Raw genomic sequence first — 18,321 nt, forward strand, 5'->3', positions numbered from 1 at the left:
GGCTCAAAGGCCCCGCCCGTGCCGCAGCCTAGGAGGCCGCCGGAATCAGGCCGTCCGCACGGTACCGGTCGAACAGCTGCAGGAATGCGTCTTCCGTGCGGCGGTACCCGGTGAAACCGGCGAGCCGGCTCTTGCTCATGTCCGTGACCACCTCGAGGTTCCGGCCCAGGTCGCCGTCCGTGTGCCACCAGGAGGCGACCTGCGCGAGGTCGGCTTCGGCCAGTCCATGGCGGGCGGCGATGCCCGACCACACGCCTTCCATGCCGCTCATTTGCTGCTCCAACGGCCGCGGTTCGTTGCTGTAACCCACCGGCTCGACCGCGAAGTAGTCGGCCAGCGCAGGCCACATGCGCCGCCAGCGGAAGACATCGCCGTTGACGATGTTGTAGGCCTGGTCGCCAACGTTGTCCGCTGTGGCCGCCCAGATCATGTGGTCCGCCAGCAGTCCGCTGTCGGTCATGTCCGTGAGGCTGTTCCACTGCGTCTCGGAGCCCGGGAAGATGAACGGCTGGCCCAGTTCCTTACAGATGGATGCCTGAACGGCGAGGGTTAGCCCCATGTTCATGGCGTTCCCGACCGCATGCCCGATCACCGTATGCGCCCGGTGCACGGACCAGCCAAAGCCCTGCTTCGCGGCAGCAGCCCACAACTCGTCTTCCTGGGCGTAGTAGAAGTTCGGCGTCGGCAGCCTCGGCTCGCTCTCCCGAAAGGGGGTGTCCGGCATTTCCCCGGCCGCATACGCCTCAAACGGGCCCAGATAGTGCTTCAGCCCGGTCATGAGGGCGACGTGCTTCACAGGCTTGCCGTTGAGGCTGGCGAGGACGTTCCGCAGCATGCCCGCGTTTGTGTCGATGTTCTCTTGTTCGGTCTTCCGCCTGGACCAGGCTGTGTAGAACACATGGGTGGGTGAAACATCTGCCAGGGCCTCGCGCAGGTTCTCCACGGATGTCAGATCCGCGCTCACATGGCGCACGTCACGGCGGCGGAGGGGATTGCGGGAGAGCCCCACCACGTCCCAGCCCTTCTCGGCGAGCCTGTCCACCAGGGCGGCTCCGGCAATTCCGCTTGCCCCCACCACCAGGGCGGTCCGGGTGTCGACGGTCTCTGAACTGCTTCGCACGTCATTCCTCCTGGCATCGCTTGTGCTGCGCCGCGCCCATCGCCTGTGTCGGGTCCCTGCGCGCCGGCCCGCTTGATCGAAACGGCTGCTCGTCCAGCCTCTCATGCCGGGGTCCGGCGACGGTCCGGGAGGCCGTCCCGGCAAGCCGGTCGCGGCCGCGCAGTAGGATTCAGGGAGACGCCAAAACTGATACGAAGCTAAGGCGGAACATCCGTGAAATTCGTACTCCGGTATCCGCTCGTGGCCGGGACCCTCGTCGTCCTGCTGGCGGTGCTGGTCTTGCTGTTCTCCGGGCAGGAAGGCATAGCCCGGGCCGCTGCGAGCGTCTATGCCCTGGCCGTGGCGGCCTACCTTGCCGTCGGGATGGCGCGCCGGCTCGCAGGCGGGCAGTTCGGCATCGACATCCTGGCCGTCACCGCAATCGTCAGCACCGTGCTGGTGGGCGAGTACGTCGCCTCGATGATCGTCGTACTCATGCTCGCGGGCGGCACTGCCCTTGAGGACTACGCCGCCGGCCGGGCCAAGGGCGAACTCACCGCGTTGCTCGAACGCGTCCCGCAGACGGCCCACCGGGAGCGCAACGGCTCCGCCGCCGGAACCCACACAGCCGGAACCCACACAGCCGGACCCCCCGCCGCCGGAACCCCAACGGAGAGCCAACACGAGGACGTGGCGGCCGCCGACGTCGAGATCGGGGACATCCTGCTGGTCAGGCCCGGCGAGGTGGTCCCGCTGGACGGCGTCCTGCTCTCCGAGTCCGGCTCTTTCGATGAGTCCTCACTCACCGGGGAGAGCCTGCCGGTGGAGCGGTACGCCGGGGACGGCCTCATGAGCGGTTCGCTGAACGGTGAGGCCGCGGTCCGGATGCGGGTCACGGCGCGCATGGAGGATTCGCAGTACAGCCGGATCGTCGCCCTCGTGCAGGAGGCGGCGGACAGCAAGGCGCCCATGGTCCGGCTCGCTGACCGCTATGCCGTGCCGTTCACGGCCCTCGCGTACGTGCTCGGCGCCGTGGGCTGGATCATCAGTGGCAGCCCGGAACGTTTCGCGGAGGTCCTCGTGGTGGCCACGCCGTGCCCCCTGCTGATCGCCGCGCCGGTGGCGTTCCTCGGCGGCATGAGCCGCGCCGCGCACTCCGGCGTCATCGTCAAGTACGCCGGGGTGCTGGAACAGCTGAGCCGGATCAAGACGGCCGCCTTCGACAAGACAGGGACCCTCACGTACGGCCGCCCGTCCCTGCTGCGTATCCGGACCGCCGGGCCCCTCGCAGAGGACGAGGTCCTGCAGTTGGCGGCGTCCGCGGAACAGTATTCCTCGCATGTCCTGGCCGCCTCAGTGGTGGAGGCCGCCCGGAACCGGGCCCTGCCCTTCGCGGCCGCCACCGAAGCCACCGAATTCGCCACCCACGGGGTCCGCGCCAGGTTCGATGGCCAGGACGTGGTGGTGGGCAAGCCAGCGTTCGTCGCAGAGTGGGCGTCCGGCGTGGTGGAGGCTGGGCTGGCCAGCGGCGAGCTCGCCATCTACGTCGGTGCCGGCGGAAAATTCGTGGGCGCCCTGGTGATGAGCGATCCCATCCGCAAAGAGACCCGCCGCACCCTCGCCGACCTCAAGGCCCTGGGCGTACGCCGAACGGTCATGCTGACCGGTGACGCGCTCGCCACGGCCCGGCACATCGCGGACGAGGCAGGGCTCACCGACGTCCGCGCCGAGTGCCTGCCGCGGGACAAGGTCGAGGCCGTCAGGTCGCTGCCGGACCGTCCGGTCATGATGGTCGGCGACGGCGTCAACGATGCCCCCGTCCTGGCGGTCGCCGACGTCGGAATCGCCATGGGCGCCCGCGGTTCGACGGCGGCCGGCGAGTCGGCCGACGTCGTGATCATCCTCGATGACCTCTCCAAGGTGGGGACCGCCGTCCGGATCGGGCAACGCACCGTGCAGGTGGCCCTGCAGAGCATCTGGATCGGCATCGGCCTGAGCGTGGCCCTCATGCTGGCCGCCGCCGCGGGCTACGTGCCGGCCATCGCCGGCGCCCTGTCCCAGGAACTGGTGGACCTCGCCACGATCCTCAATGCCCTGCGTTCACTCGGCCCCGGCCGCCGCGGCGCAGCCAGCCCGGTGCGGTCCCGGGAAAGCGAGCGGCAGGCCCCGCTACCGGGATGACTATTGTCTGGCTGACTCTGTCTCTGCCGCCGCGACGGCTGACTCAGTCTCCGCTTCCGCGATCCGCGGCACGGTCTTGAGGTAGCTGTCCGGGTTCAGGGAGATCGAGTCGATCCCTTCGCGCACCAGGAACGCGGCGAACTCCGGGTGGTTGCTCGGTCCCTGCCCGCAAATGCCGATCTTGATGCCGGCGGCGTGGGCCTTGCGGATGGCCTCGCTGATCATCGCCATCACGGCCTCGTCCCGCTCATCGAAGAGCGCCGCGAGCTGGCCGGAGTCACGGTCCACGCCCAGGACCAGCTGGGTGAGGTCGTTGGAGCCGATCGAGAACCCGTCGAACCGCGTGGCGAACTTCTCGGCCAGGACCACGTTGGACGGGATTTCGCACATCATGTAGACCTGCAGCCCGTTGCTGCCGCGGACCAAACCATGCTCGGCCATCACGGCCAGGACCTTGTCCGCCTCCTGCGGCGTGCGGCAAAACGGCACCATGACAATCACGTTGGTGAACCCGAGCTTCTCGCGGACACGTTTGAGCGCGGCGCATTCGAGCGCGAACCCCTCGCGGTAACGGGGGTCGTAGTAGCGCGAGGCGCCGCGGAACCCGAGCATGGGATTCTCTTCCGGTTCCTCGAAGGCGCCACCGCCGAGCAGGTGGGCGTATTCGTTGGTCTTGAAGTCGCTGAGCCGGACAATCACGGGGCGCGGATAATACGGCGCGGCGATCTTGGCGATCCCCAGCGACAGGGCGTCCACGAAGTACTCGGCCGGGTCCGCATAGGCCTGCGCCAGCTCCCGGATCTGGTGCGCCTCGGCCGGATCCGTGACCCGTTCCGGGTGGACAAGCGCCATGGGATGGACGCGGATCAGGCTGCTGATGATGAATTCCATCCGGGCAAGCCCGACGCCGTCCGCCGGCAGCCGCCACCACTGGAAGGCCGCGGCTGGGCTGGCGATGTTGACCATGACGGCCGTGCGCGTCGCAGGCAGCGCGCCGAGGTCCACCTCTTCGGTTTCGAACGCCAGGGTGCCGTCGTAGACCCGGCCCAGATCACCTTCGGCGCAGGAGATCGTCACGGGCCGGCCCTCGGCCAGGACGGCCGTGGCGTTGCCGCTTCCGACGACGGCGGGGACACCCAGCTCGCGGCTGACGATCGCCGCGTGGCTCGTGGGGCCGCCGTGGTCCGTGACGATGCCGGCTGCCCGTTTCATGATGGGCACCCAGTCCGGGTCGGTCATTTCGGTCACGAGGATGGCGCCGTCGCGGAACCCCGCGATGTCCGCCGCGGTCCGGATGACGCAGGCCGTGCCGTGCGCAATCGAGTCGCCGATGGCCGATCCGGTGGCGAGCACGGGCCCCCGTTCCAGCAGGTGGTGGATGGTGAACTGCGGCCCGGTCCGGCGTGACTGGACCGTCTCGGGCCGGGCCTGGACCATGAAGAGTTCCCCGGTCTCGCCGTCCCGGGCCCATTCCATGTCCATGGGCCGGCCGTAGTGGTTTTCGACCGTGACGGCCCAGCGGGCGAGGGCGAGGATCTCGGCGTCGCCCAGCACGAAGGCCCGGCGCTCGGCCTCCGAGGTGTCCACCATCCGGGTGCGGGCGCTCCCGCCGCGGCTGTAGACCATTTTCCGGGCCTTGGAGCCGAGGGATTTCTCGATGATCGGGGTGATGCCCTCCGCGGCCGCGGACTCTGTCAGGAGCGGCTTGAAGACCAGGTACTTGTCCGGATTGATGGTGCCCTGGACGACGGTTTCGCCAAGGCCCCAGGCCGCGCTGATGACGGCGGCGCGGGGAAAGCCCGAGTCGGTATCGATGGAGAACATCACCCCGGAGGCGCCGACGTCGGAGCGCACCATCCGCTGGACGCCGATCGAGAGGGCGATGTCCATGTGGTCGAAGCCCTTGACCTCGCGGTAGCTGATGGCCCGGTCCGTGAAGAGTGAGGCGTAACAGCGGCGGCAGGCGTCCAGCAGTTCCCGCTCACCCGCGATGTTCAGGAAGGTCTCCTGCTGCCCGGCGAAGCTCGCGTCCGGGAGATCCTCCGCCGTCGCGCTGCTGCGCACGGCCACGGCGAGCCGGTCCATGCCGGCCCGGTCCCCCAGGGTCCGGTAGTGGGCGCGGATGGCGTCGGCGATGTCGCCGGGGAACTCGCTGGCCAGGAACAGGTCCCGGATGGCCTCGCCGGTGGCGCGCAGTGTGGCGTCCCCGGCCCGGTAGGCGGCAATGCGCGATCGCATGGCGGCGTCGATCCCGTTGGCCGCGACGAACGAGCGGTAGGCGGCGGCTGTGGTGGCGAACCCGTCGGGGACCCGTATCCCCTCGCTTTGGAGGGTCCGGATGAGCTCGCCGAGCGAGGCGTTCTTCCCGCCGACCCGTGGGACGTCGGCCATGCCGGTCTCGTCAAACCACATCACGGGCGATTCAGCCATGTCAGCACTCCTGTGGATTGTCGGTGGACCCATACTGCGCGGGGCCGGTGTCCCGGGGTCAGGGGCTTTGGACCCGCGCGCCCCCTCCGGCTACTGTGCCGCCTGCCCCGGGCCGCCGCCGTCGAAATCGCCGGACACCTGCGGGATCGCCGGAACTATACGGCGATGTCGCGCGGATCCGGCGAACTCGAGGGTGCGGGGTCGCACGGATCCGGCGAACTCGGGGCTAGGGGGCGGCGTCACGTGCGTTAGTCTTCGGCGGCGCTGATCCCGAACTCGCTCTTGAGCCGCACGCGGGCGCCGCGCTCAACCAGTGTGGGTATGTAGGTCCGGATCCGGCCTGCGTTCAGGGCATCGAATTCCTCGCCGACGATCCCGGCGATGTGCATCCGCGGCACGTGCGGAAACCTGGCAGCCAGACGCTCGACAACCTGATCAATGCTGGGTTCTTTCGCATCGTCCGTCACTTCTTCAGTGTGGAGCGGCCAGGTCCCGGCGTCAATGAATCTTCAGCTGGCAGGCGGCAGCAGGTGGCCCAGGCTCCGCAGGTAGGTGGCAAAGCCGTGGGGCGCCCGGGCATGGGTCCGGCCGGAGGTCATGACCCTGATGCTGTCCGTTGCGGTGACCGTGAAGGCGCGGCTGCGGAGGCTGTGCACCAGGGTCCGGTCTTCTTCGGACGTGACCCTGGCGAACCCTCCGGCGGCAAGATAGGCGGAAGCCCGGACCCCGAAATTCGCGCCATAGATATGCGGGTGGTCCTCGCGGAAGGGGTGGCGTTCGTGCCAGCACCGGAGCAGTTCAGGGTCCATCCCGGCGGGGTCCGGTTCCACGGAACCCAGCACGGCGTCGGCCCCGGCCTCGGCGAACTCCAGCTGGCGCACCAGCCAGTTCTCGGGCACCCGGGAATCCGCGTCGGTGTTGGCCAGCCAGGTCCGGCCGGCCCAGGGCGGCGGCGTCCAGCGCTGGCCGGGCGGCCGCCGCCGGGTCACGCCGATGCCGGAGGCCCGGACGCCAGCGGCCCGGCTGGCGCCGGCGCTGCGGTAGCTGACCTCCAGTGCGCTGAAACGCGGGTCCGAGGCTGCGAAGCCGGCCATGACGGCGGCGGAGCCGTCCGTGCAGCTGTCCAGTACCACCGTCACCCGGGTGTCGACGTCGGACCGGACCCTGCGGAGGGCGTCCGCGGACCGCTGGACGGCCTCCAACGCCAGTTCCAGGTGGTCTTCCTCGTTGTTTGCGGGCATGACGACGGCGACCCGGTCGATGCGGTGCCCGCGCGGCAATGGCAACGCCGTCATCGGGGTCACCGCATCCGTTCCGGGCCGCCCAGGCCCGGCGCGGCACCCGGTACAGCGTCCGGGGCAAGAAACACCTCGAGCACAAAGTCGCGCTCCTGGTAGCTCCCGCCGCCCGCCCAGCCCAGGTGCCGCCGGGCCGCGGCGTGGACCGCGTCGCCGTCGAGTTCCCAGCCGGAAATGGGGTGCCGCCAGTGGCACAGCGCGAGGGTCCCGCCGGGCATGATCGAGCCTTGAATCCGGTCGAACAGTCCGGCGAGCTCTGCCGGTGAGAGGTAGTAGCCCACCTCTGAAACCACGATCAGGTCGAACGATCCTTCCGGCCACTCGTTTGGGACGGTCAGGTGTCGCGTCGTCGCCGCGGGCAGGTGCACGAGCCGCCTGGCGGCACGGTCCAGCGCGGTGCCGCTGGCATCGACGGCGAGGAAGCTTCCGCACCGCGGCGCGAGTTCCACGCTCAGGGTCCCGATGGAGCAGCCGATCTCCAACCCGGACGTGTAGCTGCTGCCGGGCAGCGCGGCGAGCGTGAGGGTGCGTTTGCGCTGCTCGTACCAGCTCGAGGTGTACTGCCAGGGGTCCTCCTCCCGGGCGTGGACCGCATCGAACACGCGCTCCGCGTCGCCCGCGACGAAGGGCCGCCGGGACCCGCCATCGCCCGGGCCATCGTCCGGGCCGTCGCCCGGGCCGKCGGCCGGGGCGTCGGCCGGGGCGACCGCGGGGTGCCAGGCAAACGTCTCCCAGGCCCGCTCAAAGTGTGCCAGGAAGGCCGGTGGCAGGAGCACCTCGTCGCCCGGCAGCCCGGAGAGCGGGCGGACCTGGGACACATGTGCCGCCATCGCGGCGGCCTTGGCCTCAAGCTCTGCCGGGCGCAGCGGCAGCCGGAACCAGCCGCGCCATGCGCCGCCGGCCGGGTCGCCGGGTCCGGTCAGGCCGGCCGCCCCCGCCGGGTCGCCGCCGGCGTCCGGCGCGCCTGGTGCCGCCCACAGCCAGTACCAGATGGGGTATTCGAGGAGGGCGTGGCCCGCCGCGGCGCTGAGCCCGGCGGCAACGGATCCGAGGACGTCGTGGTCGGTGTGGCCATCGGAGCGGTAGGGCGCCACGAGGACCACCTCGTCGGCGGCGCGACCGCATACGGCCGCCGCCTCCCGGACCGCGTCCCGGACAGCCTTCCGGATCTCTTCCCGGTGCCCGGCGAGGTGACCGTCGGGCAGGCCCAGGCACTGCCACGCCACGTCCCCGGCCCCGTTCCCGGCTCCGGAAAGGCGTTTCAGGGCGTCGCCGAACTCCTGCAGCCGGACCGCCGCGAGCTGTTCCGGCGTCGTCGTTGGCGAGCCGGGGTGGGATCCTTCCCCCGCCGTGCACAGCAGCACGCGGACCGTGGCGCCGACGGCGTGCAGCCGCGCCAGCAGCCCGCCGGCCCCGAGCGATTCGTCGTCCGGGTGCGCGGCCAGGACGACGAAGGCCCGGCCGGCGAGCGCCGCGTCATCCAGCGGCAGGTCCGGCAGCCCGGCGGCACGGCTGCCGGCCCAGGCGGCCTCGGTGGTCCCGGCGTCGTTGTGGGTGAAGGTCACCATGGGTTGCTTTCGGCCAGCGCCAGGGCGCCCAGCTGCGCGTCGTCGCGCATCGCGTGGTGCTGGCGGATGTACAGGGCGAGATCGGCCATCCGTTTTCCGTAGCGCTCGTCAAAGGCGAGCGGGGCCGGACCGAGATTTTGGCTCACGAGCGCCTGGACGCGTTCGACGGCGGCGGCCACGCTGCCGCGCACGCGCAGGGCTTCCTGCCACGCACCGCGGTCCGAGAGTTCGCCGGCGTCGATCCTCGCGGCCGTGCCGGCCAGGTAGGCGGTCAGGGCGGCCAGCGTTCGGTCAATCTCGCCGAGGTGGGCCAGTGCAATCTGGTCCGGTTCCCGTCCGCCGTCGGCGGAGTGCCGCAGGGAGTCGGCGAAGCTGCGCGCCACGGCGACGGCGCCGCCGAGCCAGCAGGCAGCCACGCCCATGCCGCCCCACGCGAAACCCGGGCGCTGGTAATACCAGCCGGCGCCGCCGAGGGGCACGGCGGAAACGGCCTCGAAGTGGACTGTGCCGCTGGGAATCTCGCGCAGCCCCCGGCTGGTCCACTCCGGATTCGCGAAGCCCACCCCGTTCGCGTGGAGGTCGACGGCGAAGGCGGCCCGGCCGCCGGCCTCCAGATGGGCCGTCAGCACGGCATGGTCCAGCTGGGCGGCGAGCGAGCACCAGGGCTTGGATCCCTGCAGGATCCAGCCGTCTGCGGCTTCCTTGGCTTCGAGCCGCAGGCCGGGCGCCTCGGCGGCGAACACACCCCAGGTCCCCTCGAAGTCGGCATCGTCCGGGTCCGGGCAGTCCCGGCCGTGCCGTGCCGCCTCGTCGCCGGCCTGGGCCAGGATCGCCACGGCATCCAGGTGTGGTTCCAGCACCCGTCCGGCGGCGACATCGACGGCGGTCACGGAGGCCAGAATCTCCCACAGGAACGCGGTCCGGCCGTCCCCTGGTTTGGGCGCCGCCGCCGCGGCCGCCTTGGCCAGCTCCAGCAGCGCCGGCACATCGCCGACGGCGTCCTGCGCCTCGGACAGCAGGGGGCTGATCGTCTCCAGCTCTGCGGCCGCGGAGCTGATCCGGACAGGTAGGGGGTGGTGCGAGATGGGGATCCCGTTCATTTCGGCTGCCTGTGTTCCTTCGGGCTGGGCGGATCGGGCTGGGCGGATCGGGCTGGGCGGATCGGGCTGGGCCCGGCCACGTGGCTGAAGTCCTGCGCGTCCGCGGCCGCGCCGCCATCGCTGGCACCGTCGACAAGTAATCTAAGCATACTTAGCACTTGAAGGTGGCCGGGCGCTTCACGGGGTCGGCTGCCACCGGCGCGTTCGCCCCGGCGGACGATCTCTTGCACCTAGCGGACGATCGCGAGGGCGAAGCCGTCCCAGCCTTTCGAACCCACGGTCTGGATCACGGTGCCGTCCAGCCGCGGGTCATCGCCCATCATCTGGAGGGTGCTGATGATTCCGGGGGCGTTGACCGGGTCCATCGACGCGTCCAGCACCGCACCCTCCCACACGACGTTGTCCACCACGATGATGGTGCCGGGCCGGCCAAGCCGGATGGCCCAGTCCAGGTAGTGCGGGTTGTTTTCCTTGTCGGCATCGATGAACACGAAATCGAAGGGCGGCCCGGCCTCGCTTTCCAGCTCGGGCAGGGTGTCCAGCGCCGCGCCGACCCGGATGTCCACCTTGTGGCCCAGCCCGGCGTCGTCAACGTTGGTGCGCGCGACACGGGCGTGCAGGGGGAGGTATTCGCAGGTGACCAGCCGGCCGTCGTCGGGCAGTCCCTGGGCCATCCAGATGGTGCTGAAGCCGGCCAGCGTGCCGATCTCCAGGACGCGGCGGGCACCGGAGAGCTGGACCAGCAGTTTCAGGAGTTTGCCGGCGTTAGGGGCCACTTCGATGGGCGGCATGCCTGCCTCAAGCGCGCTGGTGACGGCGCGCTTGAGTGAACGGTCCGGGCGGACCACCGCGTCGGAGAGGAAGTTCTCGACGGCGACCCAGCCGGGGGCGGATTGATGCTCGATCATGCCCCCAGTGTTCCAGCCGCCCGCGCCCGGCGGTACCCCTCCGGGCGCGCCGTTCCCGCCCGCGTTTCGGCGTGCGGTCCGGCTCAGTACGCCTAGTTTCCCGGCCGGGTTGGGAATTGCGGGCCGGCCCCGACGGCGCCCTGCCCGTCGATGGCGTCTTCCAGCCGTTCCACCTTGCCGGTCAGCTCGCCGCTGTAGCCCGGCCGGATGTCCGCCTTGAGGACCAGCGAGACGCGCGAACCGTAGGCGCCCACCGCGTCCGTGGCCCGCTTGACGACGTCCATGACCTCGTCCCAGTCCCCCTCGATCTCGGTGAACATGGAACTCGTCCGGTTGGGCAGGCCCGACTCCCGGACGATCCGCACCGCCGCCGCGACGGCGTCGTGGACCGACGCGTCGCCGGGCGCTTGCCCGTTGGCTGGGTCACCGGAGGGTGCTACGGAGAATGCGACCAGCATGTGGTGGTTCCCTTCACTCAGTCAGGACACCGGGGGCGAAAACTTCCGGGCTGTCCGGCACTAGTCTTTCACGCGATTCCAGCCCGGCAGCGGCCGGGGGCACCTCCGCCACCGTCACATAAGTCACTACCCGCCGGTAACAGGTTCGCGCACCCTTCGCGTTGCTACCCTAGGCAAATGAACCGGGCAGTAGACCGCAGGCCGCTCCGCGCAGATGCCGCGCGCAACGTGGACAAAATCATCGCCGCGGCCCGCCAGTGCTTCCGCGAGCACGGCCCCGAGGTGCCGCTGCAGACCATTGCCGTCACCGCCGGCGTGGGTCCCGCCACCCTTTTCCGGAATTTCGCCGACAAGGAAGAGCTGGTGCTCGCTGCCCTGAACCAGCAGCTCCGGCTGCAGGTGGATCCGGCCATCGATGAGGCCCTGGCCGATCCTGACGCCGCCGCAGGGCTCTTTCGGGTCATCGATGCCACGATGCATGTCGCCAGCGAAGAAGCCAACCTGCTGGGAGCTGTCGCGGGCCGGCGCGGGCTGCTGACCGGGATCACGGGCGGCCTGATTGAATCCATCGCCGTGCTGCTGGGCCGGGGCCAGGGGCAGGGCACCCTGCGCAGCGATATTTCCATGACGGACATGATCCGCCTGCTGGCCATGCTGATCGGCGTCGTGGACACCATGGAGCCGGGCTCCGACGCGTGGCGCCGGCCCGTGGCGCTGGTTGAGGACGCCATCCGGACGGAGCGGCCGGACCGGGCGTTGCCGCCGCAGGCCCCGCTGACGGGCACCGCGTTCGACGCCGTTCTCGGCTAGCACCCATAAGCGCCGGTTCCTGCAGGTGCCCCGACAGCCCGGTGCCCGGCGCTAGTCTTCGGCCGGCTTTTCCCTGGCTTCGAGAAGGTGTTGCTGAAGCTTCTCTTCGGCTTCCCGACGGCGGCGGGACATTTCGCGCATTTCCCGGGTGGACTCAGCCCCGCCGGAAACATACGGCTCGTGCGCCTTGGTGCGCTGATCCTTGCGCGGCTCCGCGGCCTGCTGCTCCGCGGTCTGCTGCTCCGGGGCCTGCTCATCGGCAGCCTCCCGGTCGGCAGCCGGCAGCTCGCCGTCGTGTTCAGTCATGTTCGAATGCTCCCATGCGATCCCGGCACCAAGTAGGGACTAAAGACCGTTCCGGCCGCACCCACAGCCGGTCCGCGGCCCAGCGCGGTCAGGCGTCCCACGAACGGGTCAGTCCCAGCCGAGCAGCCGGAGCCCGGCGGCCGCGGCCGCGCCGGCGATCACCACCACCAGGAACGGCGCGCGCAACCACAAGGCGATGGCCGCCGCCGCCAAGGCGCCAAGCCGGGCGTCCAGGACGAGCGACTGGCCGGACGCGACGGCATTGACCACCGTCAGGGACGCCAGCAGCCCGATTGTCATGGTCCCGGCAATCCTGGACGTCCGCGGGTTGCGAAGCAGGCTGGCCGGCACCAAGTAGCCGAGCAACTTCCAGGCGTAGGCGAGCAGGCAGGAGAGCAGCAGCCACATCCAGAGGTTCATGCGTCGTCTCCGGAGCGGTCACCGCGGGAATCGCGGGCAGGGTCGTGGTGGTGCACGTGGTCCTCCGCGTACGGATCGACGTCCGGCTCCAGGCCCTCGTCGCTGCGGCCGTGGCTGAACCAGCCGATCCCCGCCGCGACCACGGCGGCGACGAGGATCGGCACTCCCGGGGGCACGAACGGCACGGCCAGCACGGTGGCCAGCGCGCAGACCACCGCGATGGCCACAGGTTCCCTACCTTTCAGCCGCGGCCAGAGCAGGCCCAGGAAGGCCGCCACGGCGGCGCCGTCCAGTCCCCACTGTTTGGGATCCCCGAGTGCCCCGCCGGCCAATGCGCCGAGGGCGGTGAACAGGTTCCAGAGGACAAAGACGCCGATTCCGGCGGTCCAGAAGCCGCGTTTCTGCTCGTCGGGATCCGTCTGCCCGGTGCTGGTGGCGGTGGACTCATCGATGGTCAGTTGGGCCGCGGCAAACTTCCGCCACCCCCGCGGCTGCAGGAGGGCATTGATCTGCATGCCGTAGATGCCGTTGCGCATGCCCAGCAGCGTCGCGGCGCCCMTCGCCGCGACGCCGGACCCGCCGCCGGCCACCACACCGATGAAGGCGAACTGCGAGCCGCCGCTGAACAGCAGCAGGCTCAGCGCCATGGTCTGCCAGAAATCCAGGCCTGAGGTTACGGACAGCGCGCCGAAGGAGACGCCGTAGAGCCCGGTGGCGATGCTGATCGACAAACCGATCCGCACCGCCGGTGACTGCAGGATTTTCACGGGCGCCGGTTCCGCCGTGTCAAAGTCCAGGCCCATGCGATGAGGGGCGCCTGGAGCGGGAGCCGCAGGGTGTGCACGCGTCGCCGGCGAGGCGAGCCCTCCGGCCCGTAGGCTTTGCGCAGGGCGTCCACGTGGCCGGCGAGGAAGGCTGCGAACAGCGCCGTGACACAGCCCGCGGCGGCCCTCCGGGTGGCCGGGACCAGGAGCCCGACGGCGGCGGCGGCTTCCAGCAGCCCGCTCACTGCCACCCATTCCTCACGGGACAGGACGGCCAGGGGCCCGTTCGGCTGCTCGCCGGAGTCGTCCCGGCACAGGAAGTCGGGTACCACCGGGTGGAAAAATTCAGGCTCGCGGAAGTGCTTGGCGGCACTGGTGAGCAGCAGCGCGCTCATCGCTGCCGCGGATAGCGTCTGGAGGTCCGGGACGGGCCGGCGAAATGGCATGCAACAACTCAACCACAGCGGCCACGCCGGCCGTAATCCGCGGGGACGCAGGGGATGTGAAGATGTCGGCCCAGGATCCGTGGAGCGGCCAGGCGGCTACCGTGGGGGCCGGCTGTCCGCCATGAGCTGGGAGAGGACCTGGGCCGGCCAGTTGGTGGTGATCTCCTGGATCCCGAGTTTCCGGCACCGTTCGACGTCGTCCTCGGTGTCGACCGTCCACACCCGGCACCGCAGCCCCGAGGCGAGCCAGCGCTGAACGGCCGGGGCGTGCGTGCGGACGTACCCGATGCCGGGGCCGGCAATGCCCGCCTCGGCCGCCGCCAGGATCCGTTCCCCCTCAGCCTGGGCGGCCTTCATCACGTTGGCCAGCGCCCCGCCGGTCAGGGCACCGAGGCCCAGTTCCTCCCGGATGTCCGCCACATTGACGTCGTCCACGAGCTGGCAGACGGCCGCGGCCGGCACGGACTCCAGGAGGTGTTTTACGGAGTCGGGGCTAAAGCTCATGAAGGAAACCGTGATGTTCTCCAGCATCGACGTCCGCGGATCCCAGCCCTCGACCCTCAGGACCTCCAGGGCCCGGTCCTCGAGTCTGAGCTGGTACGGGCTCGGGTGTTTGAACTCGATCGCCAGCCCGATCCCGCGGCCGGCCGCGCGCAGGATGTCGAGCAGGTCCGGCAGGGTCAGGAACTGCCCGGACTTGGCGCCGTAGGCCTCCGGGATCCGGGCTCCCTTCCAGGAGGAGAAGTCCAGTTCCTGGAGTTCTTGCAGGGTCCGGTCGGCCACCTGGCCCGTGCCGTCCGAGGTGCGGTCCAGGGTGGCATCGTGCAGGAGCACCACGTGCTGGTCCCGGGTCAGGTGGACATCGCATTCCACACCGTCGGCGCCGTCGGCGATGGCCTGCAGGTACGCGGCCCGGGTGTGCTCGGCGAAGGTTCCGCTGGAGCCGCGGTGGGCATAGACCAAAGGCCGGGCGGCGGCGGCAGGCTCATCAGTGGTCATGGTGCCACGTTAGCGGACCGTCCGTTTCTGTGGCGGGCTAGGCTGGGCTCATGCAGGTGAATACTGAGGCAACTTCCCTGACCGGTGCCGCGGGACGTCCGGGCGGCGCCCGGCCGGGCGGTCCCCCCGGGCAGCGTTCCGCTGCCTCCAGCGACGTCGAGAAGGCCGCGGCGCTGCGCCGGATGAAGCTCCTGGCCCTCTCGCTGCTGATCGTCATGGCGGTGATTTTCATCGTCGCGTTCGCCCTGCAGAAGCAGTATCCGGGGCTCGAATATGTCCGCGCCGCGGCCGAGGGCGGCATGGTCGGTGCCCTCGCGGACTGGTTCGCCGTCACGGCCCTGTTCAAGTACCCCATGGGCATCAAGATCCCGCACACCGCGATCATCCCGCGCCGCAAGGACCAGATCGGCGCCTCGCTGGGCGAATTCGTGGAAACCAATTTCCTCTCCGAACAGGTGGTCCAGGAGAAGCTGGCGTCCGCAGACATTGCGCGCAAGGCCGGCGCCTGGCTGTCCAGCCCCGGCGGCCCGGACCGGGTCGCCAAGGAGGGTGCCGCCGTCATCCGCGGCGCGTTCAAGGTGCTCAACGACGACGACGTCCAGGCCGTGATCGAGTCCATGGTCCGTAAGCACCTGCTCACCCCGCCGTGGGGGCCGCCGGTGGGCCGGCTCGCCGAGCGGATCTTCGATGACGGGCACCACCATGCGCTGGTGGACCTAATGGTGGACCGCACCGTGGACTGGGTGCGGGACAACCAGGAGACGGTCAACAGGCTGGTCACCGACCGGTCCCCGACGTGGGTGCCCTCGTTCGTGGACGGGCTGGTGGGCGACAAGGTGTACGTGGAGATCCTCAAGTTCACCCGCGCCGTGCAGTCCGACCCGCAGCACCAGGTCCGCCTCTCGATCGACAAGTACCTCAAGGAACTCGCGCAGGACCTGCAGCATGATCCTGTCATGATCGCCCGCGCCGAGGGCATCAAGGCCCAAGTGCTCGGCGACCCGGAGGTCCGCGAGCTCGCCTCCCGCACCTGGGACACCATCAAGACGGCCCTGCTCACCGCCGTCGATGACCCGCACAGCGAACTGACCGTCAAGTTCAAGGCGGCCGTGCATGACTTCGGCACCCGGCTGCTGGTCGATCCCGAGCTCGCCGGCAAGGTGAACGCCTGGATCGGCGACGCGGCCGGCTACCTCGTGAAGACCTACCGCTCGGACATCGCGGGGGTCATCACGGACACCGTGGCCCGCTGGGATGCCGAAGAGACGTCGCAGAAGATCGAGCTGCAGGTCGGCAGGGACCTGCAGTTCATCCGGATCAACGGCACGGTGGTGGGCGCCCTGGCCGGGCTGGCCATCTTTACGCTGGCCACCCTGCTGTTCGGCTAGTCCCTGGGCTGCGCTAGGCGGCCGCGACCTTGGCCTTGGTCCTGCCGTGCATGGCGAAGATGGTGAAGACCAGCGCCGCGAGCGCTGTGGCGACTAGCAGCAGCAGCCCGATCGCGTAGCTGTGCGCCGCGGCGTCATAGGTGGCGCCCATGATCAGCGGCGGGAAGTAGCCGCCCAGGCCGCCGGCCGCGCTGACCACCCCGCTGATGCTGCCGACCTTGCCCTCCGGCGCGAGGACCCCCACCCAGGCGAACACCCCGCCCGTGCCCAGGCCCAGCGCCGCCGCCATGGCGACGAACGTCAGGCCGGCGGGGACATCGCCGTCGGGCTGCAGGTTCACCACCCAGGCGAGGACAGCGACGCCGGCGAGGGCGGCGATCACCACGGGCTTGGGACCGATCTTGTCGGCGAGTACGCCGCCCACCGGGCGCGCCAGCACGGCGGCGAGCGCAAACCCCGCGGTGCGGGCGCCGGCGGCGCTGGGATCGAAGCTGTAGACATCCCGGAGGTACGTGGGCAGATACGTGGCGAAGGAAACGAAGCCACCGAAGAGGACTGCGTAGAGGAAGCACAGCTTCCACGTGACCGGGGTCTTCGCGGCGTCGATCAGCTTGGGCATCACGGGCGCGTTGCTGCGGGTCCAGCCCGGCGCCTCCTTCATTCGGAACCAGATGATGGCGGCCATGACCGCCAGAATCGCGGCGATCAGCAGGTGGGTGGGAACGTAGCCGATGGCGGCGACAAGCCGGGGGTTCAGGAAGGCGGCCAGGGCCGTTCCGCCCATGCCCGCGCCGAAGACGCCGGTGGCGAAACCCCGCCGGGCGGGCTCGTACCAAGCGCTGACGAAGGGGATCCCGACGGCGAAGACGGTTCCGGCGACCCCCAGCAGCACGCCGGCAGCCAGCACTACGGCGAAGGAGTCGAGGCTGCCGCCGACGGCCACCAGCAGGATCGGGACGATGGAGGCCAGCAGGACAAAAGTGAACATGGCGCGGCCGCCGTACTTGTCCGTCAAGGCGCCGACGACGATCCGCCCCAGCGAGCCGACGAAGACGGGCATGGCCACGAGCACGCCGGTGGTGGCCGGATTGAGGTGCAGGTGCTGGGTGTAGAACGCGCTCAGCGTGGCGATGGAGTTCCAGGCCCAGAAGCACACCACGGAGGTCGAGGTGGCGAGCGTCAGATTGAGCGCCCGGCCCGCAGGGGCGGCAACGGGCGGGAACACTGCTCCGGCCACGGCGGTCTCCTTCCTTGGTCAACAAGCAGTTCAGCAACTCAGCTTCAGCGATGGCACCGGGTCACCGGTTCCTGGTGTCCCGGTCCCGGGTTCCGACGGCGGACCAGCCCCGCCGCGCGCCGGCCGTGGAGCTCCGGGCGCCGGCAGCGCCGGCTGTGCCTTTGGCCCCGGCCCCACCGGTTTCCCGGTCCCGGGAGCGGTAGACGATGTAGGGGCGGAAGAGGTAGTGGAACGGGGCCGTGAAGGCATGGACCAGGCGCGTGAACGGCCAGATCACGAACAGCGCCATGCCTACCAGGGTGTGCAGGTGGAAGGAGAACGGCGCCGCGGCCATCGCCGCGATGTCGGGCTGGAAGATGAACAGCGAACGGAACCACGGGGCCACGGTCTCGCGGTAATTGTGCCCGTGCTCGCCCTCGAAGACACTCGCCAAGGTGGTCCACAGCCCGAACACAATGGCCGCGGTGAGCACCACGTACATGGTCTTGTCATTGCCGGTGGTGGCCATGAAGACCGGCCCGGTGGTCCGGCGGCGGTAGATCAGCAGGAGGATCCCGCCCAGGGTTCCCACCCCGGCGATCCCGCCGACCAGCAGGGCGTTGAAGTGGTAGAACTCCTGGCTCATCCCGGCCGCCTGGGTCCAGCCCATCGGAATGACCAGGCCGAAGAAGTGACCGGCGATCACGGCGAGCAGGCCAAAGTGGAACAACGGGGACGCAATCCTCAGCAGCCTGGACTCATAGAGCTGGGAAGACCTCGTGGTCCAGCCGAACTGGTCGTACTTGTAGCGCCAGAGAAGCCCGCCGACCAAAACCACCACCATGACGTACGGGAGAACGCCCCACAGCACGATGTCCAGTGCGGAGAGTCCGACGGCGGATCCGGGTTCCGCTTCGAATGCCAGCATGC

At 70.0% G+C, this 18,321-nt stretch carries 18 protein-coding genes; 3 read left to right on the plus strand and 15 right to left on the minus strand.

Annotation, left to right across the window (positions count from 1 at the left end; translation table 11 throughout):
* Positions 1 to 28 precede the first annotated feature (28 nt).
* Positions 29 to 1,120: an SDR family oxidoreductase gene (locus tag AC1D0A_RS06790; RefSeq protein WP_476942659.1), complete on the minus strand. Its 1,092-nt coding sequence runs from the start codon at positions 1,118 to 1,120 to the stop codon at positions 29 to 31.
* Positions 1,121 to 1,333: 213 nt separating this feature from the next.
* On the opposite strand from AC1D0A_RS06790, the gene AC1D0A_RS06795 reads away from it, so the two are divergent.
* A complete protein-coding gene (locus tag AC1D0A_RS06795; protein WP_476945434.1) occupies positions 1,334 to 3,280 on the plus strand; it encodes a heavy metal translocating P-type ATPase in 1,947 nt (648 codons plus the stop codon).
* Here the strand turns inward: AC1D0A_RS06795 and ppsA are convergent, their stop codons facing one another.
* The 7 genes from ppsA to AC1D0A_RS06830 form a co-directional block, all read right to left on the minus strand.
* The gene (gene ppsA / locus AC1D0A_RS06800; protein WP_476945435.1) at positions 3,281 to 5,710 is read right to left on the minus strand and encodes a phosphoenolpyruvate synthase; all 2,430 of its coding nucleotides are present in this window, start codon (positions 5,708 to 5,710) and stop codon (positions 3,281 to 3,283) included.
* 248 nt (positions 5,711 to 5,958) lie between these two features.
* Positions 5,959 to 6,177 carry a three-helix bundle dimerization domain-containing protein gene (locus AC1D0A_RS06805; protein ID WP_028277122.1) on the minus strand — a complete coding sequence of 73 codons (219 nt, stop codon included), beginning with the start codon at positions 6,175 to 6,177 and terminating at the stop codon, positions 5,959 to 5,961.
* 42 nt (positions 6,178 to 6,219) lie between these two features.
* A complete protein-coding gene (locus AC1D0A_RS06810; RefSeq protein WP_243181332.1) occupies positions 6,220 to 7,005 on the minus strand; it encodes a glycosyltransferase family 2 protein in 786 nt (261 codons plus the stop codon).
* Positions 7,006 to 7,010: 5 nt separating this feature from the next.
* Positions 7,011 to 8,576: a PIG-L family deacetylase gene (locus AC1D0A_RS06815; RefSeq protein ID WP_476945436.1), complete on the minus strand. Its 1,566-nt coding sequence runs from the start codon at positions 8,574 to 8,576 to the stop codon at positions 7,011 to 7,013.
* A complete protein-coding gene (locus tag AC1D0A_RS06820) occupies positions 8,570 to 9,676 on the minus strand; it encodes an acyl-CoA dehydrogenase family protein (protein ID WP_243178370.1) in 1,107 nt (368 codons plus the stop codon). The genes AC1D0A_RS06815 and AC1D0A_RS06820 overlap by 7 nt, the downstream gene beginning before the upstream one ends.
* A gap of 230 nt (positions 9,677 to 9,906) precedes the next feature.
* On the minus strand, positions 9,907 to 10,584 hold the full coding sequence (locus AC1D0A_RS06825; protein ID WP_476945437.1) for an O-methyltransferase: 678 nt from the start codon (positions 10,582 to 10,584) through the stop codon (positions 9,907 to 9,909).
* Between the two features lie 92 nt (positions 10,585 to 10,676).
* A complete protein-coding gene (locus AC1D0A_RS06830; RefSeq protein ID WP_476945438.1) occupies positions 10,677 to 11,042 on the minus strand; it encodes a thiamine-binding protein in 366 nt (121 codons plus the stop codon).
* A 177-nt stretch (positions 11,043 to 11,219) separates the two neighbouring features.
* Here AC1D0A_RS06830 and AC1D0A_RS06835 point away from each other — a divergent pair, with 177 nt between their 5' ends.
* Positions 11,220 to 11,852, plus strand: coding sequence for a TetR/AcrR family transcriptional regulator (locus AC1D0A_RS06835; RefSeq protein ID WP_028275272.1), 633 nt, complete (start codon positions 11,220 to 11,222; stop codon positions 11,850 to 11,852).
* A gap of 51 nt (positions 11,853 to 11,903) precedes the next feature.
* Here the strand turns inward: AC1D0A_RS06835 and AC1D0A_RS06840 are convergent, their stop codons facing one another.
* From AC1D0A_RS06840 to AC1D0A_RS06860, 5 genes are all read right to left on the minus strand, one after another.
* Positions 11,904 to 12,158 (minus strand): hypothetical protein, encoded by a 255-nt coding sequence (locus tag AC1D0A_RS06840; RefSeq protein ID WP_476945439.1) that lies wholly within the window; start codon positions 12,156 to 12,158, stop codon positions 11,904 to 11,906.
* Between the two features lie 108 nt (positions 12,159 to 12,266).
* A complete protein-coding gene (locus tag AC1D0A_RS06845) occupies positions 12,267 to 12,578 on the minus strand; it encodes an AzlD domain-containing protein (RefSeq protein WP_028275273.1) in 312 nt (103 codons plus the stop codon).
* The gene (locus AC1D0A_RS06850; protein ID WP_476945440.1) at positions 12,575 to 13,381 is read right to left on the minus strand and encodes an AzlC family ABC transporter permease; all 807 of its coding nucleotides are present in this window, start codon (positions 13,379 to 13,381) and stop codon (positions 12,575 to 12,577) included. Before AC1D0A_RS06850 ends, AC1D0A_RS06845 begins: the two co-directional genes overlap by 4 nt.
* Entirely contained in the window at positions 13,342 to 13,788 is a 447-nt protein-coding gene (locus AC1D0A_RS06855; RefSeq protein WP_028275275.1) for a DoxX family protein, read from the minus strand. The genes AC1D0A_RS06850 and AC1D0A_RS06855 overlap by 40 nt, the downstream gene beginning before the upstream one ends.
* A gap of 96 nt (positions 13,789 to 13,884) precedes the next feature.
* Complete coding sequence (locus tag AC1D0A_RS06860; protein ID WP_243178365.1) at positions 13,885 to 14,787, minus strand: glycerophosphodiester phosphodiesterase; 903 nt, start codon at positions 14,785 to 14,787, stop codon at positions 13,885 to 13,887.
* 182 nt (positions 14,788 to 14,969) lie between these two features.
* On the opposite strand from AC1D0A_RS06860, the gene AC1D0A_RS06865 reads away from it, so the two are divergent.
* Positions 14,970 to 16,175 carry a DUF445 domain-containing protein gene (locus AC1D0A_RS06865; RefSeq protein WP_243178431.1) on the plus strand — a complete coding sequence of 402 codons (1,206 nt, stop codon included), beginning with the start codon at positions 14,970 to 14,972 and terminating at the stop codon, positions 16,173 to 16,175.
* Positions 16,176 to 16,188: 13 nt separating this feature from the next.
* Here the strand turns inward: AC1D0A_RS06865 and AC1D0A_RS06870 are convergent, their stop codons facing one another.
* Positions 16,189 to 17,412, minus strand: coding sequence for an MFS transporter (locus tag AC1D0A_RS06870; protein WP_476945441.1), 1,224 nt, complete (start codon positions 17,410 to 17,412; stop codon positions 16,189 to 16,191).
* A gap of 61 nt (positions 17,413 to 17,473) precedes the next feature.
* Positions 17,474 to 18,319, minus strand: a complete 846-nt coding sequence (gene narI, locus AC1D0A_RS06875) for a respiratory nitrate reductase subunit gamma (protein WP_243178364.1) — start codon at positions 18,317 to 18,319, stop codon at positions 17,474 to 17,476.
* Between the last annotated feature and the right edge of the window lie 2 nt (positions 18,320 to 18,321).

This window comes from Arthrobacter sp. P1_D4, from assembly GCF_056406115.1.